General features: G+C 66.0%; 21 protein-coding genes and 1 tRNA gene. 19 read left to right on the top strand and 3 right to left on the bottom strand.

Translation table 11 applies throughout. From position 1 onward, the window contains the following. Positions 1-52 precede the first annotated feature (52 nt). The 11 genes from FJ941_RS16045 to FJ941_RS15995 all read left to right on the top strand — a co-directional run bounded on the left by FJ941_RS16045 (position 53) and on the right by FJ941_RS15995 (position 11,026). Complete coding sequence (locus FJ941_RS16045; protein ID WP_015314714.1) at positions 53-745, top strand: glutathione S-transferase family protein; 693 nt, start codon at positions 53-55, stop codon at positions 743-745. Then, positions 726-1,880, top strand: coding sequence for a tRNA epoxyqueuosine(34) reductase QueG (queG, locus tag FJ941_RS16040; protein WP_140507016.1), 1,155 nt, complete (start codon positions 726-728; stop codon positions 1,878-1,880). Before FJ941_RS16045 ends, queG begins: the two co-directional genes overlap by 20 nt. Next, entirely contained in the window at positions 1,877-2,791 is a 915-nt protein-coding gene (locus FJ941_RS16035) for an SDR family oxidoreductase (RefSeq protein WP_140507014.1), read from the top strand. Before queG ends, FJ941_RS16035 begins: the two co-directional genes overlap by 4 nt. A 58-nt stretch (positions 2,792-2,849) precedes the next feature. Beyond that, positions 2,850-3,941, top strand: coding sequence for a penicillin-insensitive murein endopeptidase (gene mepA / locus FJ941_RS16030; RefSeq protein WP_140507012.1), 1,092 nt, complete (start codon positions 2,850-2,852; stop codon positions 3,939-3,941). Positions 3,942-4,128: 187 nt separating this feature from the next. Continuing rightward, positions 4,129-5,175: a glucokinase gene (locus FJ941_RS16025; RefSeq protein ID WP_140507010.1), complete on the top strand. Its 1,047-nt coding sequence runs from the start codon at positions 4,129-4,131 to the stop codon at positions 5,173-5,175. A gap of 78 nt (positions 5,176-5,253) precedes the next feature. Then, entirely contained in the window at positions 5,254-7,113 is a 1,860-nt protein-coding gene (locus tag FJ941_RS16020) for an ABC transporter ATP-binding protein (RefSeq protein ID WP_140507008.1), read from the top strand. Continuing rightward, on the top strand, positions 7,110-7,955 hold the full coding sequence (gene dapB, locus FJ941_RS16015; protein WP_140507006.1) for a 4-hydroxy-tetrahydrodipicolinate reductase: 846 nt from the start codon (positions 7,110-7,112) through the stop codon (positions 7,953-7,955). Before FJ941_RS16020 ends, dapB begins: the two co-directional genes overlap by 4 nt. A gap of 92 nt (positions 7,956-8,047) precedes the next feature. Beyond that, complete coding sequence (locus tag FJ941_RS16010) at positions 8,048-8,668, top strand: 2,3-bisphosphoglycerate-dependent phosphoglycerate mutase (RefSeq protein WP_140507004.1); 621 nt, start codon at positions 8,048-8,050, stop codon at positions 8,666-8,668. A gap of 123 nt (positions 8,669-8,791) precedes the next feature. Then, a tRNA-Leu gene (locus tag FJ941_RS16005) sits at positions 8,792-8,876 on the top strand. A 150-nt stretch (positions 8,877-9,026) separates the two neighbouring features. Next, complete coding sequence (locus FJ941_RS16000) at positions 9,027-10,718, top strand: FAD-dependent oxidoreductase (protein ID WP_140507002.1); 1,692 nt, start codon at positions 9,027-9,029, stop codon at positions 10,716-10,718. Further along, complete coding sequence (locus FJ941_RS15995) at positions 10,718-11,026, top strand: UBP-type zinc finger domain-containing protein (protein ID WP_140507000.1); 309 nt, start codon at positions 10,718-10,720, stop codon at positions 11,024-11,026. Before FJ941_RS16000 ends, FJ941_RS15995 begins: the two co-directional genes overlap by 1 nt. Before the next feature lie 37 nt (positions 11,027-11,063). Here the strand turns inward: FJ941_RS15995 and FJ941_RS15990 are convergent, their stop codons facing one another. Together FJ941_RS15990 and FJ941_RS15985 are read right to left on the bottom strand one after the other, a co-directional pair. Then, a complete protein-coding gene (locus FJ941_RS15990; RefSeq protein ID WP_181165991.1) occupies positions 11,064-11,240 on the bottom strand; it encodes a hypothetical protein in 177 nt (58 codons plus the stop codon). Positions 11,241-11,337: 97 nt separating this feature from the next. Beyond that, the gene (locus FJ941_RS15985) at positions 11,338-13,344 is read right to left on the bottom strand and encodes a BTAD domain-containing putative transcriptional regulator (RefSeq protein ID WP_140506997.1); all 2,007 of its coding nucleotides are present in this window, start codon (positions 13,342-13,344) and stop codon (positions 11,338-11,340) included. Positions 13,345-13,593: 249 nt separating this feature from the next. On the opposite strand from FJ941_RS15985, the gene FJ941_RS15980 reads away from it, so the two are divergent. From FJ941_RS15980 to FJ941_RS15970, 3 genes are read left to right on the top strand one after another with little or no spacing between them, the layout of a single operon-like run. Then, positions 13,594-14,682: a pyridoxal-phosphate dependent enzyme gene (locus tag FJ941_RS15980; protein WP_140506995.1), complete on the top strand. Its 1,089-nt coding sequence runs from the start codon at positions 13,594-13,596 to the stop codon at positions 14,680-14,682. Positions 14,683-14,693: 11 nt separating this feature from the next. Beyond that, the gene (locus FJ941_RS15975; protein ID WP_140506993.1) at positions 14,694-16,181 is read left to right on the top strand and encodes an aspartate aminotransferase family protein; all 1,488 of its coding nucleotides are present in this window, start codon (positions 14,694-14,696) and stop codon (positions 16,179-16,181) included. Positions 16,182-16,231: 50 nt separating this feature from the next. After that, positions 16,232-16,588 carry a hypothetical protein gene (locus tag FJ941_RS15970; protein ID WP_140506991.1) on the top strand — a complete coding sequence of 119 codons (357 nt, stop codon included), beginning with the start codon at positions 16,232-16,234 and terminating at the stop codon, positions 16,586-16,588. A gap of 33 nt (positions 16,589-16,621) precedes the next feature. On the opposite strand, the gene FJ941_RS15965 is transcribed toward FJ941_RS15970, so the two are convergent. Beyond that, positions 16,622-18,142, bottom strand: coding sequence for a winged helix-turn-helix domain-containing protein (locus FJ941_RS15965; RefSeq protein WP_140506989.1), 1,521 nt, complete (start codon positions 18,140-18,142; stop codon positions 16,622-16,624). 212 nt (positions 18,143-18,354) lie between these two features. Between FJ941_RS15965 and FJ941_RS15960 the strand changes: the two genes are divergently transcribed. The 5 genes from FJ941_RS15960 (at position 18,355) to FJ941_RS15940 (ending at position 24,519) form a co-directional block, all read left to right on the top strand. Then, complete coding sequence (locus FJ941_RS15960; protein WP_140506988.1) at positions 18,355-18,594, top strand: DUF1127 domain-containing protein; 240 nt, start codon at positions 18,355-18,357, stop codon at positions 18,592-18,594. 116 nt (positions 18,595-18,710) lie between these two features. Further along, positions 18,711-19,082 carry a hypothetical protein gene (locus tag FJ941_RS15955; protein WP_140506986.1) on the top strand — a complete coding sequence of 124 codons (372 nt, stop codon included), beginning with the start codon at positions 18,711-18,713 and terminating at the stop codon, positions 19,080-19,082. A 109-nt stretch (positions 19,083-19,191) separates the two neighbouring features. After that, positions 19,192-19,818 (top strand): CDGSH iron-sulfur domain-containing protein, encoded by a 627-nt coding sequence (locus FJ941_RS15950; RefSeq protein WP_140506984.1) that lies wholly within the window; start codon positions 19,192-19,194, stop codon positions 19,816-19,818. Between the two features lie 190 nt (positions 19,819-20,008). Beyond that, a complete protein-coding gene (locus FJ941_RS15945; RefSeq protein WP_140506982.1) occupies positions 20,009-22,051 on the top strand; it encodes a hydantoinase/oxoprolinase family protein in 2,043 nt (680 codons plus the stop codon). 296 nt (positions 22,052-22,347) lie between these two features. Then, positions 22,348-24,519, top strand: a complete 2,172-nt coding sequence (locus FJ941_RS15940) for a malate synthase G (protein ID WP_140506981.1) — start codon at positions 22,348-22,350, stop codon at positions 24,517-24,519. The last annotated feature ends 19 nt before the right edge of the window (positions 24,520-24,538 follow it).

Genomic DNA, 24,538 nt, shown 5'->3' with positions numbered 1-24,538 from the left:
GGCAGGAACTTCAAATCCAAACCACATTAGTGCGCTTTATCACCGCGGAACCATGCTGACGCTTTTCCACCATCCCATGTTCGCAACCTGCCGCTTCGTCCGCCTCGCCTTTGGCGAGTATGGCGAGGAGCTGGCGCTGATCGAGGAAAAGCCGTGGACGCGGCGCAAGGAATTCTTGGCGCTGAATCCGGCCGGCACGCTGCCGATCCTGCTGGCCGAGGGCGACGTGCCGATCATCGGTGCGACGGTGATCTCGGAATATCTCGACGAGACGCGCGGTGTGCTCAAGCGCGACAAGCGGCTGTTCGCCGAGGACCCGATGCAGCGCGCTGAAATCCGCAGGCTGATCGACTGGTATCTCAACAAGGCCGAAAGCGAAGTGACGCGCCATCTGGTGCGCGAGCGCGTGCTGAAGCCGGTGATGCCGGAAACGGCGGGCGGCGGCTCGCCCGATTCGGGCGCCATCCGCGCCGCGCGCGCCAACATCCGCCAGCACATGAAATACACCAACTGGCTGGCCGGCACCCGTCACTGGCTGGCCGGCGGCAGGGTCACCTATGCCGATCTGGCGGCCGCCGCGACGCTGTCGGTGCTCGACTATCTCGGCGAGATCGACTGGCGCGAACACCCCGCCGCGCGCGAATGGTACACGCGGGTGAAATCGCGGCCTTCATTCCGGCCGCTCCTGACCGACCGCGTGCGCGGCCTGTCGCCGGTATCGCACTATGCGGATCTCGACTTCTGATCCGGCAAAACTGCGTGCGCTGATCGACGCGGAGGCGCGGCGCGCCGGCTTCGACGCCGTCGCAGTCACCACTCCCGATGCCATCCCGCTGGCGCCAGCGCGCCTGGCCGAATTCGTCGCCGACGGCTTTCACGGCTCCATGGACTGGATCGCCGAGACGATTGCGCGCCGCAGCGAGCCTTCCACGCTGTGGCCTGACGTGCGCTCGATCGTCGTGCTGGCGATGAATTATGGGCCTGACCATGATCCGCGCGACGTGCTGGCCCGGCGCGACCGCGGCGCGATCTCGGTCTACGCGAAAAACCGCGACTATCACGAGGTGATGAAAGGTCGGCTGAAGGAAATCGCCGGCAAGATCGTCGCGCGGGCGGGCGGCGACGTCAAAGTATTCGTCGACACCGCACCTGTCATGGAAAAGCCGCTGGCGGAAGCAGCGGGCCTGGGCTGGCAAGGCAAGCACACCAATCTGGTCAGCCGCGAGCACGGCTCCTGGCTGTTCCTCGGCACCATCTTCACCACGGCCGAACTGGTGCCGGATAGCGCCGAGATCGACCATTGCGGCTCCTGCCGCGCTTGCCTCGACGCCTGCCCGACCGACGCGTTTCCGGCGCCTTATCGGCTCGATGCGCGGCGCTGCATCTCCTATCTCACCATCGAGAACAAGGGGCCGATACCGCATGAATTCCGCGAGGCGATCGGCAACCGCATCTATGGCTGCGACGACTGCCTCGCGGCTTGCCCATGGAACAAGTTCGCAAGCGCGGCTTCGGAGGCCAAGCTCGCCGCGCGCGACGATTTGCGCGAGCCTGAACTTGCCGACCTTTTGGCCCTCGACGATGCTGCCTTCCGCAGCTTCTTCTCCGGTTCGCCGATCAAACGCATCGGTCGCGACCGCTTTGTCCGCAACGTGCTGATCGCCGCCGGCAATTCCGGCGAGGCCGCGCTTGCAGATAGCGTCCGGGACCTGCTCGGCGACGCCTCGCCGCTGGTGCGGGGCGCGGCAATATGGGCGCTGGCGCGGCTGGTGCCAGAAACCGAATATGCCGGACGGGCCGCGAACGGCCTGAAGAGCGAGGGCGATGGCGCCGTCCGCGAGGAATGGCGCCTGGCACGGCCAAACAGGACGCATGCATGAACGAAAAGCGGATCTTCCTCTTCGGCGCCGGCTATTCGGGCAAGGCCTTTGGCCGCGCCAATAGGGGAGCCGCCCCGATCTTCGGCACGACACGCTCCGAGGAAAAATTCGAAGCGCTGCGCCAAGCCGGCATCGGCCCGCTGCTGTTCGATGGCGCGCTAACCGGCGAAATCGGCGAAGCGCTCGAGAAAACCACCCATCTGGTGATTTCCGTCGCTCCGGAGGAAGCCGGCGATCCCGTGCTGAATGCCGCCCGCGAGGCGATCGCAGGGATGCCTGACCTGAAATGGATCGGCTATCTCTCGACCGTCGGGGTCTATGGCGATCATGGCGGTGCCTGGGTCGATGAAACGGCCGCGTGCCGGCCGGTTTCGAAGCGCTCGACGATGCGGGTCGAGGCCGAGCAGGACTGGTTGAAGCTTGGCGAGGACATCGACCGGCCGGTGGCGATCCTGCGGCTGTCGGGCATCTATGGTCCGGGCCGCAACGCGCTGGTCAATCTGGAAAACGGCACGGCCAGGCGGCTGGTCAAGCCGGACCAGGTCTTCAACCGCATCCATTGCGACGACATATCGGGCGCGCTCTGGCATCTGATCGGCGGCAATACCGGCGGCATCTTCAACGTCACCGACGATGAGCCGGCGCCGCCGCAGGATGTCGTTGCCTATGCCGCTTCGCTGATGGGTGTCGCGCCGCCGCCCGAAATTCCGTTCGAGACCGCCCAACTTTCGCCCATGGCGCGGTCCTTCTATGGCGAGAACAAGCGGGTCGCCAATGCGGCGATCAAGGCGGCGGGCTATCGGTTTCGCTTTCCGGACTATCGCGCCGCCTTCGACCATATGTGGGCAAGCGGCGACTGGCGCGACGGCGCGCCGCGCAGTCCGATGAAGGCCGCGAAGGGGTTAGGATGATCGAAGCGCGGCGCTTGGCGTGGTATGATTCGGCGTTGGAGGCACGGGGGTGCGGTTCATGAAATCATCGACGCGATCGCCTGGCGCCAGAAATTCGGTATTGGCGGCGGCGCTGGCCCTGGCAGGTCTCGCCGCGCAGCCCGCAGCGGCCGAGGAACGGGCAAAAGACCTGTTCGGCGCCGAGAAACTGCCGACGGCTACCGCGGCGCAATCCTTCGGCTTCTATTCCAAGGGCTGCTTTTCCGGCGGCGTCGCCATCCCCATGGATGGTCCGACCTGGCAGGTAATGCGGCCATCGCGCAACCGCCGCTGGGGCCATCCGGCGCTGATCGCGCTGATCGAGAGATTGTCGCGCGATGCGGTCGCCGACGGTTGGCCCGGCCTGCTGATCGGCGACATCGCGCAGCCGCGCGGCGGCCCGATGCTGACCGGCCATGCCTCGCACCAGATCGGGCTCGACGCAGACATCTGGCTGACGCCGATGCCCGACCGCACGATGAGCAGGGCGCAGCGCGAGACCATGAGCGCCACGCTGATGGTCGACGAGAAGACGCATCTGGTGAAGGATGCCCTGTGGACGCCGCGGCATACGGCGTTGCTAAAGCGGGCCGCGAGCTATCCGCAGGTCGAGCGCATCCTGGTCAATCCGGGCATCAAGAAGAAGCTCTGCGACACCGTCAAGGGCGACCGCTCCTGGCTGCGCAAGATCAGGCCGTTCTGGGGCCACGACTATCATTTCCACATGCGCATCGGCTGTCAGCCGGGCTCGCCCAATTGCAAGGCGCAGGAAGCGACGCCGGATGATGACGGTTGCGGCAAGCCGCTGGCCTGGTGGTTCACGCAGGAGCCGTGGCGGCCCAATAAGAACCCGGATGCGCCGAAGGCCCGCGACCTGATGACGATGGCCAACCTGCCCAAGGAATGCCGCGCGGTGCTCGACGCGCCGGGGCCTGCCTCGGCCGAGGCCGCGACCTATCACGGCGACACGGTGCCGATAGCGGTGGCGGCGCCCGCGCCCGTACCCGAAACGCCATCGCTGCCCGCCGTCACGGCCAGCAGCACAGCAGGCCTGCCAAACGCGTTGAACGCCTTCACGGCGACACCCGAGGTCGGCGTGCCGGTGCCGCGTCCACGCCCGCCCGCGAAATGATTGTCGGGCGCCGTCGGCAAGCTCAATCGGTTTAGCTGCCTGCTTTCATGAAACAGTGGCCGTTTGGCCGCAGAACCTCTCCCTGCGCATCGCCGGGTCCGAAAACCGTTTCCCTTTTCAAACTCATGCGCTAGTCAACGGAAGAACGGCGAAACGCCATCGAGGGCGCCGGGGGACGGACAAGAGCATGCCAGGCACAGGCGATGACGAGACTTTGCTGCGGTTTCCGATCCTGATCGGCGATATCGGCGGCACCAATGCGCGCTTTTCGATCGTGCTCGACGCCAATTCCGAGGCCGGCGAGCCGACCATCGTCCAGACCGCCAATTACAGCACCATCGACGAGGCGATCCAGTCGGCCGTGCTCGATCGCTCCTCGGTCCGGCCCAATTCGGCTGTGCTGGCGGTGGCCGGTCCGGTCGATGGCGACGAGATCGAACTCACCAACTGCCCGTGGATTGTCAAGCCCCGGCAGATGTTCGCCAGCCTCGGCCTGAGCGACATCGTCGTGCTCAACGACTTCGAGGCGCAGGCGCTGGCCGTCGTCGCACTCGGCGAAGAGCAGATGGAAAAGATCGGCGGCAGCACGCCGGAGCCCAATGCCGGCCGCGTCGTGCTGGGACCGGGAACCGGGCTCGGCGTCGCCGGGCTGGTCCACGCGCTTCATCACTGGATACCTGTGCCCGGCGAAGGCGGCCATATGGACATCGGGCCGCGTTCGGCCCGCGATTTCGAGGTGTTCCCGCACATCGAGAAGCTCGACGGCCGCATTTCGGGCGAGCAGATCCTGTCCGGGCGAGGCCTCGTCAATGTCTACCGGGCGGTGGCCAGGGCCGACGGCAAGCCGTCGCCCTTCACCACGCCGGCCGAGGTCACCGCTGCGGCGCTGGCCAAGACCGATCCTGTGGCGCAGGAAGCGCTGGAGACCTTTGTCACCTGCCTGGGCCGCACCGCCGGCGACCTTGCCTTGGTGTTCATGAGCCGGGGCGGGGTTTTCCTCACCGGCGGCATCGCGCAAAAGATCGTGCCGGCGCTGAAGGAGGGCAATTTCCGCGCCGCCTTCGAGGACAAGGCGCCGCACAGCGCGCTGATGCGCACCATGCCGGTCTATGTCATCACCCATCCGCTGGCGGCGCTCCTAGGCCTTGCCGCCTATGCCAGGAACCCCTCGCTGTTCGGTGTCCAGACATCGGGCCGGCGCTGGCGCGACGAAGTTAGTCACCCCAAGGCATAGGCAAGCCGGCTGCTTGGCGTTAATAGGGGTGCCGAATTGCCCGGCCACGGGAAGCGGAAACCGACAAAGCCCTCTGATTTGACACTTCAAACTCCAAACAAGCTGAAAGCCCGGCCCGGCGAGGTCACAGCGGTGCTGCGCCGCATTCTGGCTGAGAACAGCCACGACTATCGCTGGACCTATGTGATGGTCATCACCTGCTCGCTGATCGTTTCGGGCACGACCGCCTTCACGGCCTGGATCATGGCCCCGATGGTCAACCAGATATTCTACGAACGGCGTGGCGATGCGATCGTCTGGATCTGCGCCGGCTTCATGGCGGCCTTCCTGCTGCGCGGCTTCGCCGGCTATGGCCAGGCGGTGGCGCTGGCCAAGATCGGCAACAATCTGGTGGCGCGCTACCAGAAGCGCATCTTCGATCACCTGATGAAGCTCGGCGTGGGCTTCTTCAACGACACACGCTCCGGCCGGCTGGCGGCGCAGGTCAACGAAAACGTCGGCGGCATCCGCGACCTGCTGTCGCTGACGCTGACCTCGATTACCCGCGACGCGGTGACGCTGATCGGCCTTCTCGGCGTCATGGTCTATCAGGATCCGGTTTTGTCGCTCAGTTCGCTGCTGATCGGGCCGCCGCTGATCTGGGCCGTCGTCTACCTCACCCGCCGCGTACGGCGCATAACCCGGGAATCCGTGCTCATCAATTCGCGGCTGATCGGCGCGGTTCAGGAAGCCACGCAAGGCATCGCCATCGTCAAGGCCTTCACCATGGAGGACGAACTGTCGGGCCGCATCGGCAAGCTCGCCAACGACGCCGAACAGCGCTCCAACAAGATTGCCCGCGTCTCCGAACGGCTGTCGCCGATCTCCGACATGCTGGCTGGTCTCGCCGTCACCTCCGTCATCGCCTATTCCGGTTACCGGGCGCTGGTTCTGGGCCAGCCGCCGGGCGCGGTCTTCTCGTTCATCACCGCGCTGATCCTGGCCTATGATCCGGCGCGGCGCCTGGCGCGCATGCAGGTCGGCATGGAACGGGCGCTGGTCAACGCGCGCATGATCTACGAACTGCTCGACCTCGAGCCCAAGCAGGGCGATGCTCCAGGCGCCACACAGGCACATTTCACCACCGGTGAAGTGCGCTTCAACAACGTGTCCTTCCGCTATGTCGAGGAGGCGCCTGTCCTTCAGGGTCTGAGCTTCGTCGCCGCCGCCGGCAAGATGACCGCCGTCATCGGCGCGTCCGGCGCCGGCAAGACGACGCTGGTGGCGCTGCTGCAGCGCTTCTACGACGTCGAGAGCGGCACGATCGAGATCGACGGCCAGGACATTTCCAAGGTCACCAAACAGTCGCTGCGCGGCTCGATCGCCTATGTCTCGCAGGCGCCCTACCTGTTCGAAGGCACCATCCGCGACAACATCCGCTACGGCCGCCCCTCGGCGACCGACGCCGAGATCGAACAGGCCGCGCGACTGGCCGCGGCCGACGAGTTCATCCGCCAGCAGCCGCAAGGCTATGACACGCCGGTCGGCGAGAATGGCGCCACGCTCTCCGGCGGCCAGCGCCAGCGTGTGTCGATCGCCCGCGCCATCGTGCGCCAGGCGCCGATCTTGCTGCTCGACGAGGCGACATCGGCGCTCGACAACGAGGCCGAAGCCCGGGTCCAGCAGGCGCTCACCAAGGTCATGGAAGGGCGCACCACCATCGTCATCGCGCACCGCCTGTCGACCGTGGTCAATGCCGACCACATCATCGTGCTGGAACAGGGCCATCTGGTCGAAGAGGGTACGCACGCCTCGCTGATGGCCGACCCGCACAGCGTCTATGCCCGTTTCCACCGGATACAGGGCGTTAAGGGCCTGGGGCTTGTCGACGACAGCGCGCCGGCCGAAATTTTGGTTCAGGAATTAGAGACCGGGAACATCGCCGGGAGCACGGCATGAGCGAAACATCAGCAATATCAGGCGAGACGGCCAGCGATATGGGACTTGTGGTGGTCGGCGCGGCCGGCCGCATGGGCCAGACGCTGATCCGCGCCATCCACGCCTTTCCGGGCGCCCGCGTCATCGGCGCGGTCGAGCGCGCCGATTCGCCTCATCTGGGCAAGGATGCGGGCGAACTGGCAGGCGTCGGCCGCATCGATGTGCCGATCGGCGGCGATCCGCTGCCGGTGTTCGCCAGGGCCGATGGCGTGCTCGATTTCACCACCCCGGCCTCGACGGTCGAGTTCGCCGGTTACGCGGCGCAGGCGCGCATTGTCCACGTCATCGGCACGACCGGCTGTTCGGCCGAGGACAACGCGAAGATTGCTGCCGCCGCGCGCCACGCGACCATCGTCAAGTCGGGCAATATGAGCCTCGGCGTCAACCTGCTGGCGGTGCTGGTCGAACAGGCGGCGCGCGCGCTCGATGCCGATGATTTCGATATCGAGATCCTCGAAATGCACCACAGGCACAAGGTCGACGCGCCTTCGGGCACCGCGCTTCTGCTCGGCGAGGCCGCCGCCGCCGGGCGCGGCATTGCACTGGCCGGCAACGACGTGCGTTCACGCGACGGCCATACGGGTGTGCGACAAACCGGCTCGATCGGTTTCGCCGCCCTGCGCGGCGGCTCGGTGGTCGGCGACCACAGCGTGATCCTGGCCGGCACCGGCGAGCGCATCACGCTGTCCCACCATGCCGAGGATCGCGCCATCTTCGCCCGCGGCGCCGTCAAGGCCGCACTTTGGGCGCGCGGCAGGAAGCCGGGCCTTTACTCAATGCGGGACGTGCTCGGGCTTGCCTGAAACGACCCTGAACCATCTTCGTTCTTACGCAAGTCCGGACAGAAAACCGCTACACACTTTTCCTGGAATGCTCAGACCCCAGAGGAGCAAAAATGTCGAGAACTCTCGTGCTCGTGCGTCACGGCCAGAGCGAATGGAATTTGAAAAACCTGTTCACCGGCTGGCGTGACGTCGACCTGACCGAGCAGGGCCACGCCGAGGCTAAGGCCGCCGGCCAGAAGCTCAAGGCGCGCGGCCTGAAATTCGACATCGCCTTCACCTCGGCGCTGGTCCGGGCGCAGAAGACCTGCCAGCACATTCTCGACGCCGTCGGCCAGAGCGACCTGAAGACCATTCGCGACCAGGCGCTAAACGAGCGCGACTATGGCGACCTTTCCGGCCTCAACAAGGACGATGCGCGCCAGAAATGGGGCGAGGAGCAGGTGCATGTCTGGCGTCGCTCCTACGACGTACCGCCGCCCGCCGGTGAAAGCCTGAAGGACACCGGCGCCCGCGTCTGGCCCTACTACCTGCACGATCTGCAGCCGCACGTGCTGCGCGGCGGCACCGTGCTGGTCGCCGCCCACGGCAATTCGCTGCGCGCGCTGATCATGGCGCTGGACGGCAAGTCGGGCGAGGAGATCGTCAGGCTGGAGCTCGGCACCGGCGTGCCTGTGATCTACCAGCTCAACGCCGATTCGACCGTGGCCTCGAAGGAAGTGCTGGAAGGCTGACGGCTGGCGAGTTGCGGCGGCGGGCCTCCACCAGCTTTGCTAAAGCGACTTCCCAGCTTTTGGCGTCCTGTTCCAAAAAGCGCGTTGACAGCAATCGCTTGCCCGCCTATTGAGCCCGCACCAGCCCAGATGGCGGAATTGGTAGACGCGCACGGTTCAGGTCCGTGTTCCGCAAGGAGTGGAGGTTCGAGTCCTCTTCTGGGCACCAAATTCCCGTTTCGAACCATTCGATCGGTTCAGAAGCTCAAGAGAAAAGCCCGGTTCGTCCGGGCTTTTTTCTTGCCCGATGACCTCCCCTCCTGGCCAGTCCCCAACAAACCGCTTCAAACCGGGCTCCGGCTTCGCTACGCTCGCTCCCATGTCTCAATCCGCCACCGCGATCTTCGGCGCCCGCCGCGACCAGGCCTTCCCAACCCTGACCGAGGCCGACATCGAGCGCATGCGCCGGTTCGGTGAGGCCAGCGCCTATGCCGCCGGCGAGCACATTTTCGAGGCCGGCGATGTGTCCCCGGGGCTGATCGTCGTCCTGTCGGGCAAGCTGGACATCACCCAGGACGGCAAGCTCGGCCGGCGCGAGACGATCGTCACGCATGGCCCGGGCAGCTTCGTCGGCGAGCTGGCGCAGCTTTCGGCCCGTCCCTCGCTGGTCAATGCGCAGGCCGCCGAGCCAGTGCAGGCGTTCGTCATCTCCTCGCAGAGGCTGCGCGACCTGATGGTGCAGGAGGCCAATCTCGGCGAGCGCATCATGCGGGCGCTGATCCTGCGCCGCGTCGGGCTGCTCGAGAGCGGCACGATCGGTCCCATCATCGTCGGACCGGCCGACAATGGCGACGTCCTGCGCCTTCAGGGGTTTCTCGCCCGCAGCGGCCAGCCCCACCGCGTGCTCGATTCCAAAACCGATCCTTGTGCGAAGACCCTGTTTGAGCACTTCCATGTCGATCCCCACCACTTGCCGGTCGTGCTGTGCCCGAACGGCAGGCTGCTGCTCAATCCCGCGGAGAAAGACCTCGCCCGCTGCATCGGCCTGCTGCGGCCGGTCGACGCCAGCAAGGTCTATGACGTCGCCATTGTCGGCGCCGGGCCGGCCGGTCTGGCGGCGGCGGTCTATGCGGCCTCCGAAGGGCTGTCGACCATCGCGCTCGATTGCCGTGCCTTCGGCGGCCAGGCGGGCGCTTCCGCGCGCATCGAGAACTATCTTGGCTTTCCCACGGGCATTACCGGCATGGCGCTGATGGCGCGCGCCTATAACCAGGCGCAGAAATTCGGCGTCGAGATGGTCATCCCCGACGAGGTGAAGCTGCTCGGTGCCGCCACCGACGGCGCGCGCTACCAGCTTGCGGTCGGCGACGACGAGACGGTGCGTACGCGCTCGGTGGTGATCGCCAGCGGCGCACGCTACCGCCGCCTCGACGTCGCCAATCTCGCCGAGTTCGAGGGCACATGCGTGCATTATTGGGCCTCGCCCATCGAAGCACGGCTTTGCGGCGGCCAGGAAGTAGCGCTGGTCGGCGCCGGCAATTCGGCTGGGCAGGCGGCCGTCTTCCTGGCCAGCCATGTCAGGAAAGTGGCGCTGCTGGCGCGTGGCGGCAGTCTCGAAGCCTCGATGTCGCGTTACCTCGTCGAGCGCATCAGGGCGCAGCCGAACATCGAGGTGCTGACCGGCACCGAGGTCGAGGCGCTGGACGGCGAGGAAGGCAATCTTGCCACGGTCCGCTGGCGCGACCGCTCGAGCGGCGCCTCGACGACGCGGCCGATCCGCCATCTCTTCCTGTTCATCGGTGCCGACCCGAATACCGACTGGCTCGCCCAATCCGACGTGGCGCTGGATGCCAGGGGTTTCATCCGCACCGGATCGGACATGGGATCGGCGCATGGCCTGATGGAGACGAGCCGCAGCGGCGTGTTCGCCATCGGTGACGTGCGCTCCGGCTCCGTCAAACGCGTCGCGGCGGCGGTCGGCGAAGGCGCCCAGGTGGTGGCCGCATTGCATGCATTTCTTGCGCGGGAAGGCAGCCATGCTGACGCGCCTCAACTGGTCGGGGGAGTGTGATGGCTGACGAGTGCAGACACGCGGCTGGGATCAAGGACGTGACGCCGAGCGCGCTCGGCTGCGAGGAATGCCTGAAGAGCGGCTCGTGGTGGGTGCATCTACGGCTCTGCCGAACCTGCGGCCATGTCGGCTGCTGCGACGACTCCCCCAACCGTCACGCCACCAAGCATTTTCATGCCACCAGCCATCCCGTCATCGAGGGCTATGACCCGCCGGAAGGCTGGGGCTGGTGCTATGTCGACGAGATCTTTCTCGACCTCGGCGACCGCACGACCCCGCAGAACGGCCCGATCCCGCGATTTTACTGAGTACTTCGGCGAGCTGGGAAAAGCGGGCCGGTCTGATCTATCGCACCGAACCGGTAACTGTCCGGTCGACATCCGGAACGGATTTGCGATCGTTGCCGGCAAGGGCGGCGATGAGCAGCAGGCTGGCCACGACCGGAACGAACAGCACGGCGACGCGGGCCTGTATATGAAGAATGGCGCGCCATTCGCTGCGCTTGTCGGGGCTGTTGCTCATCATACTCACTTTGCCATGGCCCCCCGGAGGTCACATAGCCGTGAACGGTTAAGCAACTCCTTCCGACTTCGTTAACGCAGGCGATTCAAGCCTGAAATCAGCCGAGCCCGATCCGCCTGGCGCCTTGCCGGAACAACGCTTCGGCGTCGGGCTCGAAGCGGAACGTGCCGATGAAATCGTCGGCGCGGTAATCCGGCAACGTCTTGCGGATCGCGGCTGCAAAGCCGCGCGCCTCGTCGAGCCGCCCCGCCAGCGCCAGGCAATGTGCCGCGATCGCCAGGATGATGGCGTGCGCGTTCGGCCGCGCCGCTGCCTTCCGCGCCCATACGGCTGCCTCCTCGAACTGGCCGAGACGGACATGCGACATCGCCCGCGCGCCCAGCATGCCGAACAGCAGCGGGTCGAAAGGGCTGAGGTGGCGCGAATGGTCTGAGGAGCTTATCGCCGCTTTCGGGTCGCCCGACTGCGAGTGGACGAAGGACAGCGCGTAATGGCCGAGCGCGAAATTGGGACTGAGTTTGACCGCCTGTTCCAGTTCGCTGAGCGAGCCCTCCTGTTCGCCGCGCAGCCACAGCGCCCGCCCCATTGCCCAGTGTGCGGCCGGATTGTGGTCGTCGACCAGCAGGCTCTGGCCGGCGCTCTCGAACGCCAGCGCGCTTTCCCGGTCGCGGTCGCCCCAGCGCTGGAAGGCGTTCTGCCAATGGGTGAAGGACAGGCCGGCATAGGCGCGGGCGAAGGTCGGATCGAGCTGCAAGGCCCTGGCAAAGAAATGCCGCGCCGTTTCGTTCTCGGCCTGGGTGAAGCGATACATATGCCAGAGGCCGCGGTGGTAGGCCTCCCAGGCGTTGAGCGAGTTGGGCGCCTTCAGCAGGGCTCGGTTACGCTCGACGGTCTCGACCTCCACCGAGATCGACGACACGATGCTGTCGCCGATGTCGTCGAGCACGGCAAAAATGTCGTCCGGACGGTGCTCGAACGTCTCGGCCCAGACGATCCTGGCGGTACGCACCTCGATGAGTTCGACGCCGACGATCAGGCGGCCGGCCATGCTGCGCACCGTGCCAGTGGCGACATAGTCGACCTTCAGCCGGCGACCGGCCTCCTCGGGTGCGATGCCCTTGTCGGCCAGTGCGAAGACCGATCCGCGCGCGATGACGAAGAAATCCCGTAGCTTGGCGAGACGGGTGATGATGTCGTGGGTAAGGCCATCGGCCAGCCCGCCGCGCAGGCCGGATTCCTCAATAAACGGCATCACCGCCAGCGACGCATGGCTCGGCTCGAGTGGATCGGAGTTGAGTGGACCGGAGTCGGGCGGACCAGGTGACGTCAATTGCGATGCTGTGAACTGGCAGGCCGGCTGCGGCCGCGGCGAGGCAGCCGACTGCTGGTCGCGGATCACCCGCCAGGCTGTCCGGAGCGGGACGAAATCCAGGTCTTCCGACTGGAACAGCTGTGCCGCCACCGCCAGATGCTTCTCGGCCGCGGCGATCTCGCCGCGCCGGGCGAGGCTCGCCAGCAGCGCCGTATGCGCGCGCCCCTCGAAAGGCGCGAGTTCCACCCATTTGTCGAGATGGGCGGTCGCTTCGTCGCAGTCCGTGGGCAGGCTCGCGACGAGCCGTTCCAGCACCGCCGCGTGGACGGACCGGAAGCGGCGGCGCTGGCCGATCAGCCAGCTGTTGAAGTGCGGATTGCGTTCGAGTTCCAGCCCGTCGAGAAAATCGCCGGCGAAGAGTTCTGCCAGCGCTCGCAACCGCTCGGCATCGAGCGTGTCGACCCCGTGCGCGGCGGCATGGCTGATCTCCAGCGCATCGACAAGGCAGCCGCCGAGATCGAGCGCGACCGTATCGTCCTGCGTGCGGACATGGCGCCGGTCCGGGGCGTCGAGAGCGCCGCGCAACTTGCTCAGGCACCAGCGCAGCTCGCCTCGCGGATCGTTGGGCACGTCCCACAGAAGTTCGCACAGGCGGCTGCGCCCCACCGGGTGCGGCGCCAGCGCCAGATAGGCAAGCAGCGCCCGCAGCTTGCGCGAGGCCGGCAGTGCCATCGGCACACCGTTGCGCGTGATCGCCAATTGGCCGAGCAGGCGCACGGACAGGCCCGGCATACCGCCGTCCTGGCTCGATGGTGCGGATTCCACGTCCCTTCCCACGCCTGCTCCCACGCTGGCCTGTCGGCCCCTGCTTTATCACCAAACACGATCTGGCGCATCCGGCGGCGAATTTCGCGCCGGCAGCGATCATTGCCGCATCGCCGGCAACGTCAGTCCTAGCGCGGCAAGGTCTCGAGACCTCGCCGCCCGGGCCGCCGGTTTGTAATCGGTCCGTGAAAATGAACACGATCGAGGAGATCAACGATGTTGAACAAACAGAAAATCAGGACCACCGCCGGGCGCGGGCGCCTGTTCGACAGCATTCTCGACACTGTCGGCGACACGCCGGCGGTGCGCATCAACAATCTCGCGCCGGCCCATGCGGCCATCTACGTCAAGGCCGAGTTCTTCAACCCGGGCGCCTCGGTGAAGGACCGGCTGGCGCTCAACATCATCGAGGAGGGGGAACGCAGCGGCGCGCTGAAGCCGGGCCAGACCGTGGTCGAGGCGACCAGCGGCAACACCGGCATCGGCCTCGCCATGGTCTGTGCGCAAAAAGCCTATCCTCTGGTCGTCACCATGGCCGACAGCTTTTCGGTCGAGCGCCGCAAGCTGATGCGCATGCTCGGCGCCAAGGTGGTGCTGACGCCGCGCGCCGAAAAGGGTTTTGGCATGTACAAGAAGGCGGTCGAGCTGGCTGAGGCCAATGGCTGGTTCCTCGCCCGCCAGTTCGAGACGGCCGCCAATGCTGCCATCCACGAGGCGACGACGGCGCGCGAAATCATCAACGATTTCGCCGGCTCGCGGCTCGACTGCTTCGTCACCGGCTATGGCACCGGCGGCACCGTCGTCGGCGTGGCGCGAGTCTTGCGCCGCGAACGGCCCGATACCCGCATCGTGCTCTCCGAGCCGGCCAATGCGCAACTGATCGGCAGCGGCAAGACGCAGCTGCGCGGTGCCGGTGGCGCCCCCGCCGCCAGCCATCCGGCCTTCGAGCCGCACCCGATCCAGGGCTGGACGCCGGACTTCATCCCCAATGTCCTGCAGGAAGCGATCGACGCCAGCCTCTATGACGAGGTGATGCCGATCGCAGGGCCAGAGGGCATCAAATGGGCGCGGGCGCTAGCCCAGAAGGAAGGCATCTTCACCGGCATTTCCGGCGGCGCCACCTTCGCCGTGGCGCGGCAGGTCGCGGAGAAGGCGCCGGCGGGATCGGTGATCCTGTGCATGTTGCCCGACACCGGCGAGCGCTACATGTCGACACCGCTGTTCGACGGCATCGAGGCCGAAATGGATGCCGACGAGCTGGCGCTGTCGCGCTCGACGCCTGGCTGCCAGTTTCCGGCGGCTTGACGGAGGCAGTCATGGACATTGCGCGAGAAACCGTCGGCATGGTGGCCGAGGAAACGCTTGACCCCGCCGACTGGGCCGATGTGCAGGCCTTGTCGCACCGGGTCGTCGACGATGCCGTCGATTATCTGCGCGACGTGCGCGACCGCCCGGTGTGGCGGGAGATGCCGGCCGATGTGCGGGACTTCTTCACCGCCCCGTTGCCGCGCTCGCCGGCACCGCTTGCCGCCGTCTACGGCGAGGTCTCGCGCACCGTGATGTCCTATCCCATGGGCAACATCCATCCGCGCTTCTGGTCCTGGTACATGGGGTCGAGCAACTTCACCGGCGCGATCGGCGATTTCCTGGCGGCGATCCAGGGCTCCAATCTCGGCGGCGGCAACCACGCCGCGGGGCTGATGGACAACCAGGTGGTGAACTGGTGCAAGGAGATGCTGGGCTTTCCGGCATCGGCCTCCGGCACGCTGGTCAGCGGCGGCTCGATGGCCAATATCATCGGGCTGACCGTGGCGCGCAACGCCAAGGCCGGCATCGATGTGCGCGAACACGGTGTCGCCGCCATCGAAAAACCGCTGCGCTTCTACGGCTCGGACCAGATCCATTCCTGCCATCGCAAGGCGATGGAAGCGCTTGGGCTCGGCAACCGGGCGCTGCGCCGGATCGCGACGGATGCCGGGCTGCGCATCGACATATCGGCCTTGCGCGCGGCGATCGCCGAGGACCGGGCAGCCGGCGTCACGCCGGCCTGCGTCATCGGCAATGCCGGTACGGTCAACACCGGCGCGATCGACGATCTCAGGGCGCTTGCCAAACTCGTGCACGAGGAAGGACTCTGGTTTCATGTCGATGGCTGTATTGGCGCGCTGATCGCGATAGCGCCGCAAAACGCCCACCGCGTCGCCGGCATCGAATGGGCCGATTCGATCGCGCTCGATCCGCACAAATGGCTGCACGCGCCGTTCGAGGTCGGCTGTGCCCTGGTCAGGGATGCCACAGCGCACCGCCGGACCTTCGCGGTGACGCCGGAATATCTGGAATCGACGCCGCGCGGCCTCGCATCCGGCGAATGGCTGCACGACTATGGCCTGCAGACCTCGCGCGGCTTTCGCGCCCTGAAAGTGTGGATGGCGCTGAAGGAGCATGGCATCGAAAAATTAGGCCGCCTGATCGACCAGAACATCGCGCAGGTCTCCTATCTGGCCAGGCTGATCGAGGCCGAGCCTTCGCTGGAACTGGCGGCAGCGCCGACCATCAACATCGTCTGCTTCCGCTATCAACCCGGTTTGGCGGGCGAAGCGCTGAAGGCGCTCAACACCGAGATCATGCTGCGGCTGCAGGAGCAAGGCATCGCGGCACTCTCCGACACCACCGTGCATGGCGAGCACTGGCTGCGTGTGGCGATCACCAATCATCGCACCCGCCGCGACGATCTCGATCTGCTGGTGCGTGAAGCGGTGAGGCTGGGGCGTGAGATCACTGCGGAGGGCCGCGTGTCTTCCTAGTTCCGGGCGGCCGTGCGAACCTGCCCGCGATGATTCGCGGGAGGTCGGCGGTGACGTTGTTTCGCATGGTTGCGCTGGCGGCACTGGTCCTGGCCAATTCGGCCGATGCCGCCGATATGGCCTTTTTCGTCAAGAACCTGCGCAAGGAGGCGGTCGCGGTCGAGCTGTTCAGCCGCGACCGTGAGACCGTCTGGCCGGGCAACGACAAGGTGTTCCTTGTCGATCCGGACTCGCAGAAATCAGTGCCGATCTCCTGCAACCAGGGCGAACGCATCTGCTATGGCGCCTGGGTCGATGGCAATGACAAGATTTCCGCCGGCGTCGGCCCAGACAACGACCAGCCCTGCGATACCTGCTGTTTCATCTGCGTGGAGCACGCTACCGAGACGATCGACCTGGTGCCGTGATCGGGGATCCCGTCCAGGCGGTCATTCCGGGCGTCAGTCTGGGAGGCCGGCCTTGTGGAAGCCCTCGATGAAATGCTCACGCGTCGCGTCGTCGCGGAACGGCTCGGTCATCACCCAGTGGCGGGTCGTGAAATGCGGGTTACCGACGAGGAACAGCTCGACCTCCGCGCGCGCCTCGTCGAGCCGGCCAAGTTGCGCAAGGCTTGCCGCAAGGAAGCGGCGTGAGCTGGTGCGGTAGGTCTCGTCCCGGCGCAGCGTCTCGACGGCGGCAGCGTAGTCGCGCGCCGCATATTGCGCCTGGCCGAGCGTCAGATAGTACCAGCTTGCCGGAAACGGGTTCAGCCGGAACGCCTTGCGGATCTGCTGCAGGCCCTCCTCCACCCGCCCGGCGAGCGTCGTTATATCGGACAATGTCGCCCAGGCATCGGCCTCGTTGGGGTCGAGTTCGAACGCCCTGGCGAATTCGGCATCCGACTCGGCGAAATCATGCTCATAGGCAAGCAAATTGCCGAGCACCCAGTGGCAGCCGGCATCGTTCGGATCGATCGCGACCGCCTTGCGCGCCAGGTCCAGGGCAATTCGGCGGTTAGGGTCGATCGGCTCGCCCCAGTGCACCCATCCCATCCAGTGGTTCATGGCGAGCCAGCGATAGGCCTCGGCGTAGTCGGGGTCGAGCGCAACCGCGCGCGTCAGCATCAGATGCGCTTCCCGTGCCGTCTGCGGCGAATCGTCGATCAGCTTGCGCGCCCGCACGCACAGATCGTAGGCATCGAGATTGGTGGGCCGGTTGCGTGGCGGCGGCGCGCGCAGCCGGCCGAGCAACGCCTCCACGATCTTGGCGGTCACCTCGTCCTGGACGGCGAAGATATCGTCCAGGCCGCGGTCGAAGCGTTCCGCCCAGAGATGGTCGCCGCTCGCCGCGTCGACCAGCTGTGCGTTGATGCGCACGCGCCCCGCGTCACGCCGCGCGCTGCCCTCCAGCAGGTAGCGGACGCCAAGTTCCCTGGCGATCTCGCGCACATCCATCGCCCTTCCCTTATAGGCAAAGGTCGAATTGCGCGCGATGACGAACAGGCCGGAGATCCTCGACAGGTCGGTGATCAGGTCTTCGGTCAAGCCGTCGCAGAAAGCGTCCTGCCCGGCATCGTTGCTGAAATTGACGAAGGGCAGCACCGCGATCGATGGTTTGTCAGGCAGCGGCAACGGTTTTCGCTTGGCGCCGGCGAGCTGTTCGACGGCTCCCGTGAAGCGGTAGCCGACGCGTGGAATGGTGGCGATCCATTCGCCGCCTCCTTCACTAGCAATGCCGGGCGGACCGAGCAGCTTGCGCAATTGCGCGATCTGGACGGTGAGGTTGCCTTCCTCGACGGCCGTGCCCGGCCACGCCGCGTCCATGAGTTCGGCCTTCTCAAGGATTTCGCCGGCCCTTGCGACCAGCGCCGCGAGCAGCTTCAGCCCGCGATAACCGATGGCCACGGGGACGTCGTTCCGGAGCAGCGTTCCCGCACCGGCATCCAGCATGAACGGGCCAAAGGCAAAGCGCTCTCCCTGCATGGCGCATCTATAGAGCAATTCCAGGAAAAGTGCGAAGCGGTGCCCCGGAGAAGCGCATAGCGCTTTCCCCGGAGGAAGTTCATGAAAACAAAGAGTTAGACGCCGTTTGGAACTTTTGAGAACTATTTGGCGGGCCTTAATTACGGCGGCGTTCGCGTCCCGCAGAATGCAACCTCTTTCAGCTCGAGGGCTCCGGCCCCACGGAGGTTGTCATGAACCATATCCTTGTTTCGGTTCCGCCGGCAGTGCGGCAGCCCGCAAGTCCCAAGCAAGCGCCGCGTCGGCGCCTGGCGGTCTTGCGAAACACCATCGCGGCCTGGCGCGAGCGGACACGCTTTCGCTGGGACCTCAAGCGAATGTCGGAGGTCAGTCCACATCTGATCGACGACATCGGTTTGACGACGCCACAGGTAGAGGAAGAAATCGCCAAACTGCCCTTCTGGCAGCGATAAGGCGAAATGTCGCGATGATTTGGACGGGATTGCCGGCATCATCCCTTTAGTGCCCGCCCGCGTCATGTCATGATCCCCCATCGGCCGTGGGGGCCGATTCTACATCGGGGGTTTTCATGTCTTTCACATCAGCGCGCCGGCTCGCCGCCGCGTTTTCGCTTGCCGTCCTGTTTGTATCGACCGCCCAAGCCGGCGACGTCACCTTCGCCGTCAAGAACAGCCACCCCAACGCCATGCGCCTCGAGCTCTACAGCCAGGACCGCGACTATGTCTGGCCGGGCGATGCCAAGGATTTCTATCTCGATGACGGCGAGACCAAGCAGCTGCCGATATCCTGCAATGAAGGCGAATCGATCTGCTACGGCGCCTGGGTTGACGGCGACGAAGGCACCTATTGGGGCGTCGGCCCCGGCAACAAGGAAAAATGCGAGGATTGCTGCTATACCTGCAGCGGCGGCGAGACCGAGGAGATCGATCTGGTCCCCTGACCGGTTTGCCAGCTTGACGGGTTTCCCGCTGGGGACCATAGCCCAAACACCCAAGGCACGCCGCGTGCAATCAGGCGCGGTGTGCTCCAGGCACACAGGGAGCACACCAATGGCTGGCATGGTCGAAAGCGACAAGATCGACGTCGGATTTTCCGGCAAACGCTGCATCCACTCGCGCAATTGCGTGCTCGGCGACCCAAATGTCTTCGTGCCCAACGCGCCGGGACAATGGATCCATCCCGAGGCGGCCAGCGTCGAAAAGATCGTCGCGCTGGCCGAGAATTGCCCCTCGGGCGCCATCACCTATATGCGCAAGGATGGCGGACCGCAGGAAAAACCGCCTGTGGTCAACACCGTGCGGTTGCGCGAAAACGGTCCGCTGGCGGTGCATGCCGAGATCGTGCTTGGCGACGAGACATTCTTCCGCGCCACGCTCTGCCGCTGCGGCGCCTCGCAGAACAAGCCGTTCTGCGACAACAGCCACATCAAGGCGGGCTTTGCCGCCACCGGCGAACCGGCGCTGAAGGACGCGCCCGCGCTGGAGGCCCGTGACGGCCCGCTGAAGGCGACGCCTACCACCAACGGCCCGCTCAAGCTCGAAGGCAATGTCGAGATCGTCACCGGCACCGGCCACACGGTCGATCGCACCACGAAGGTTTTCCTGTGCCGCTGCGGCCACTCGGCGAACAAACCGTTCTGCGATGGCAGTCATAAGAAGGTTGGGTTTGTCGGATAAGGCGGCGCGTCGACGCTGCCAACTTCCCACTCGTGGCGACGAGGAACCCCACATATGTTGGCGGGACGGCGCACCGACCTTCCGGTGGGTTCATGACACCGTGGCCCATCTCACGCTGCTTTATCGGCCGGCCCGTTTCGGCTAAGGGCACGGGTGAAAAGAACGCCTCCCGTCCCGGATCCGCCAAAGAATGACCGCCAAGACCAAGCCCGCCCCTCTCTTCCTCGGCATCGACACCGGCGGCACCTACACCGATGCCGTGCTGTGGTCCGAGACCGAAGGTCCGCAAGAGGGGCCGAACAAGGGCAAGGTGCTGGCCAAGGCCAAGGCGCTGACCACGCGGCATGATCTGGCCGTCGGCATTTCGGGTGCCGTCGACGCGGTCCTGGAAAAGGCGGCCACCGATCCGGCTGACATCAAGCTGGTCTCGATGTCGACGACGCTCGCCACCAACGCGCTGGTCGAGGGGCAGGGCGGCCGGGTGGCGCTGGTCATGATCGGCTTTTCCGAGGCCGATCTTGCCCGTGATGGGCTGAAGACGGCACTCGGCACCGACCCGGTGGTGTTTTGTCCGGGCGGCCATGATGTGCACGGCAACGCGGCAAAACTCGACCTGTCCGGGCTGGAGGCGATGCTGCCGGAACTCGGCGCGTCGGTGTCCGGTTTCGCCGTCTGCGCCTATTTCGCCACCCGCAATCCCGCGCATGAGATCGCCGCCCGCGAGCTGATCCGCGACAGGACCGGCCTGCCGGTCACATCAAGCCACGAATTGTCGGCCAAGCTCGGCGGGCCACGCCGTGCGCTCACCACACTGCTCAATGCCAGACTGATCTCGATGATCGACCGGCTGGTGGCGGCGACCGAGGGGTTCCTTCAGGCGCGCAACATTGGCGCTCCCCTGATGGTGGTGCGCGGCGATGGGGCGCTGGTTTCGGCGGAGTTTGCCCGCCAGCGGCCGATCGAGACGATCCTCTCCGGCCCCGCCGCCAGCCTGGTCGGCGCCCGCCACATGACCGGGCTCGACAACGCGGTGGTCTCCGACATTGGCGGCACCACCACCGACGTCGCCGTGCTCGATGGCGGCCGGCCGCGGCTCGATCCGGAAGGCGCCACCGTCGGCGGCTTCCGCACCATGGTCGAGGCGGTGGCCATGCGCACTTTCGGCCTCGGCGGCGATTCCGAAGTGACGCTGGAGGATGGCGCGCTCAATCCGAAGATCCTGCTTGGGCCGCGCCGCCTGGTGCCGCTGGCGCTGGCCGGCATGGCGCATGGCGAGGCGGTGACGGCGGAACTCGAACGCCAGTTGCGCGCCCCCAACACCGGCCGCATGGACGGCCGCTTCGCGGTCCGCACCGGCGTGCCGGACCGGCTCGCCGCGGGGCTGACCGCACCGGAGGCGAAGCTCTACGAGGCGATTGGCGCGACGCCGCTTGCCCTCGACAGGCTGCTGACGTCGAACGCCCAGAACGCCACGCTGAACCGGCTGGTCTCGCGCGGGCTGGTGCATATCTCAGGTTTCACGCCGTCGGATGCCGCGCATGTGCTCGGCAAGCAGGCGAACTGGGATGCCGCCGCCGCCCGCTTAGGCGCCGAACTGTTCGCCCGCAGGCGCGATGGCCGTGGCCAGGCGATCGCGGCCTCCCCGGAAGCGATCTCGGAACGAGTGCTGGTGACGCTGACGCGCTGGTCGGCCGAATATATCCTGGAAACCGCCTTTGCCGAGGACGGGCTCGATGGCGCGGCGACCGTGGCGCACGCGCTGGTCCAGCGCGCCGTCGACGCCCACCCCGGCATCGCCCGCCTCAGCGTCGCGCTCGACCGTCCGGTCATCGGGCTCGGAGCTTCGGCCCCCCTGCACTATGCCGGCCTGGCGCCGTTGGTCGGCAATGAGTGCGTGGTGCCCCGGGATACCGATGTCGCCAACGCGCTTGGTGCCGTCGTCGGCCAGGTCAGGGTCTCGGCCGAGGCGCGCGTCAGCCAGCCCAAGGAAGGCCTGTTCCGGCTTGCCTCGGGTGAAACGGTGCGCGATTTCCTCGACGAGGCGGCGGCGATAGCAGCCGCCGAGGCGGATGTCCGCGCCATTGTCGCCCAGCGGGCCCTTGATGCCGGCACCGACAGCGCCAAGATCGACGTGGCAACGGAGTTCCGGGTCTCGACTGTCGAAGCGCAGCGCATGTTCATCGAAGCGCATGTCGTGGCGGTGGCCTCCGGCAGGCCAAGGATCGCGGTTTGAGGAAGAAGAGCGATCTCCCCCCTCGTTGGGGAGATGGCCGGCAGGCCAGAGGGGGGCTGTCCCGCCAGCATCTCCGTTCTCCCTTCGCTCCTATATTCTGGTTGGGATGAGTCCCACGGCAAAAGTGGGCAACGTCGGCGATCCTTCGCGCCCCCTCTGCCCTGCCGGGCATCTCCCCCACGAGGGGGTAGGTTGGCCAATCGCCCAAAATGCCCCACCTTCACCCTAAGCTGAATTGACCCCGCAACCCCAAACATGCCAAACGCCCCGCAAAGCCTTTCATCTGGAGTAGCCTGATGACCGATCGCATCGAGATCGCCGGATTGCGCATTGCCCGCGAGCTGCATGACTTCGTCGTCGACGAAGCGTTGCCCGGCACCGGCATCGAGGCGGCGCGCTTCTGGGACGGATTTTCGGCCATCGTCCATGATTTGGCGCCCAAGAACCGGGCGCTGCTGGCAAAACGCGATGCCATGCAGGAAAAGCTCGACGGCTGGTATCGCGACAATGGCGCGCCAATCGACATGGACGCCTACAAGGCGTTCCTGAAGGAGATCGGCTATCTCGTTCCGGAAGGGCCGGCCTTCAGCGTCTCGACCGCCAATGTCGACCCGGAAATCGCCGTCGTCGCCGGGCCGCAGCTTGTCGTGCCGGTGATGAACGCGCGCTATGCGCTGAATGCCGCCAATGCGCGCTGGGGCTCGCTCTATGACGCGCTCTACGGCACCGACGCCATTCCCGAAACCGATGGCGCGCAGAAGGGCAAGGGGTTCAACCCGGCGCGCGGCGCCAAGGTGATCGCCTGGGCCAAGGATTTTCTCGACCAGTCGGTGCCGCTCACCTCTGGCAAATGGGCAGGGGTGAATGGCCTGTCGGCGGCCAACGGCGCCCTGAAGCTCAGCGCCGGCGCCGGCTCGACGACGCTGGCCGATCCCAGGCAATTCGTTGGCTATCGCGGTGACGCCGCCAATCCGCAAGCCGTGCTCCTGGTGAAAAACGGACTGCATGTCGAGATCCTGATCGACCGCGCCAACCAGATCGGCCGCACCGATCCGGCTGGCATCGCCGACGTCATCCTGGAATCGGCACTGACGACCATCCAGGACTGCGAGGATTCGGTCGCGGCGGTGGATGCTGAGGACAAGGTCGTCGTCTACCGCAACTGGCTCGGCCTGATGAAGGGCGATCTGGCGGAAGAGATCACCAAGGGCGGCAAGAGCTTTACCCGCAAGCTCAACCCCGACCGCGTCTACACCATCCCCGCCGGCGGCACGCTGGCCGTGCCCGGCCGCTCGCTGATGCTGGTGCGCAATGTCGGCCACCTCATGACCAATCCGGCGATCCTGGACCGCGACGGCAACGAGGTACCGGAAGGCATCGTGGACGCGGCGATGACGGCCCTGATCGCGCTTCACGACGTTGGGCCGAAGGGGCGGCGGATGAACTCCCGCGCCGGCTCGATGTATGTGGTGAAGCCGAAGATGCACGGGCCGGAGGAAGTCGCCTTCGCCGTCGAGATCTTCGACCGCGTCGAAGCCCTGCTCGGCATGGCCCCAAACACCATCAAGATGGGTATCATGGACGAGGAGCGGCGCACGACGATCAACCTCAAGGAGGCGATCCGCGCCGCCAGGGAGCGCGTGGTGTTCATCAACACCGGCTTCCTCGACCGCACCGGCGACGAGATCCACACCTCGATGGAAGCCGGCCCGATGATCCGCAAGGGCGACATGAAGCAAGCCGCCTGGATCTCCGCCTACGAGGCCTGGAATGTCGACACCGGTCTCGAATGCGGGCTGGCCGGCCATGCCCAGATCGGCAAGGGCATGTGGGCGATGCCGGATCTGATGGCGGCCATGCTGGTCGAGAAGATCGCGCACCCCAAGGCCGGCGCCAACACCGCCTGGGTGCCGTCGCCGACGGCGGCGACGCTGCACGCCACGCACTATCACAAGGTCGATGTCCACGCCGTCCAGGCGGCGCTGAAGAGCCGGCCAAAGGCGAAACTCGACGACATCCTCTCGGTACCGGTGGCCGTGCGGCCCAACTGGACGCCCGACGAAATCCAGCGCGAGCTCGACAACAACGCGCAAGGCATTCTGGGCTATGTCGTGCGCTGGATCGACCAGGGCGTCGGCTGCTCCAAGGTTCCCGACATCAACGACGTCGGCCTGATGGAAGACCGCGCCACGCTGCGCATCTCCTCGCAGCACATCGCCAACTGGCTTCGCCACAAGGTCTGCTCGGAAATCCAGGTCAGGGATTCGCTGCAGCGCATGGCCGCGATCGTCGATCTGCAGAATGTCGGCGATCCGCTCTACCGGCCGATGGCGCCGGACTTCGACAGCTCGATCGCCTTCCAGGCCGCCTGCGACCTTGTGTTCAAGGGAACAAGCCAGCCAAATGGTTACACCGAGCCCGTACTGCATAAGCGGCGGCTGGAGCTCAAGGCGCGGGAGAGCGCCTGAGCCTGCGGCGCCTCATCGA

The organism is Mesorhizobium sp. B2-3-13 (assembly GCF_006442195.1).
GTDB lineage: Bacteria > Pseudomonadota > Alphaproteobacteria > Rhizobiales > Rhizobiaceae > Mesorhizobium > Mesorhizobium salmacidum.
Note: the sequence above shows the minus strand (reverse complement) of the source record. Positions and strands in the feature narration are given on the sequence as shown.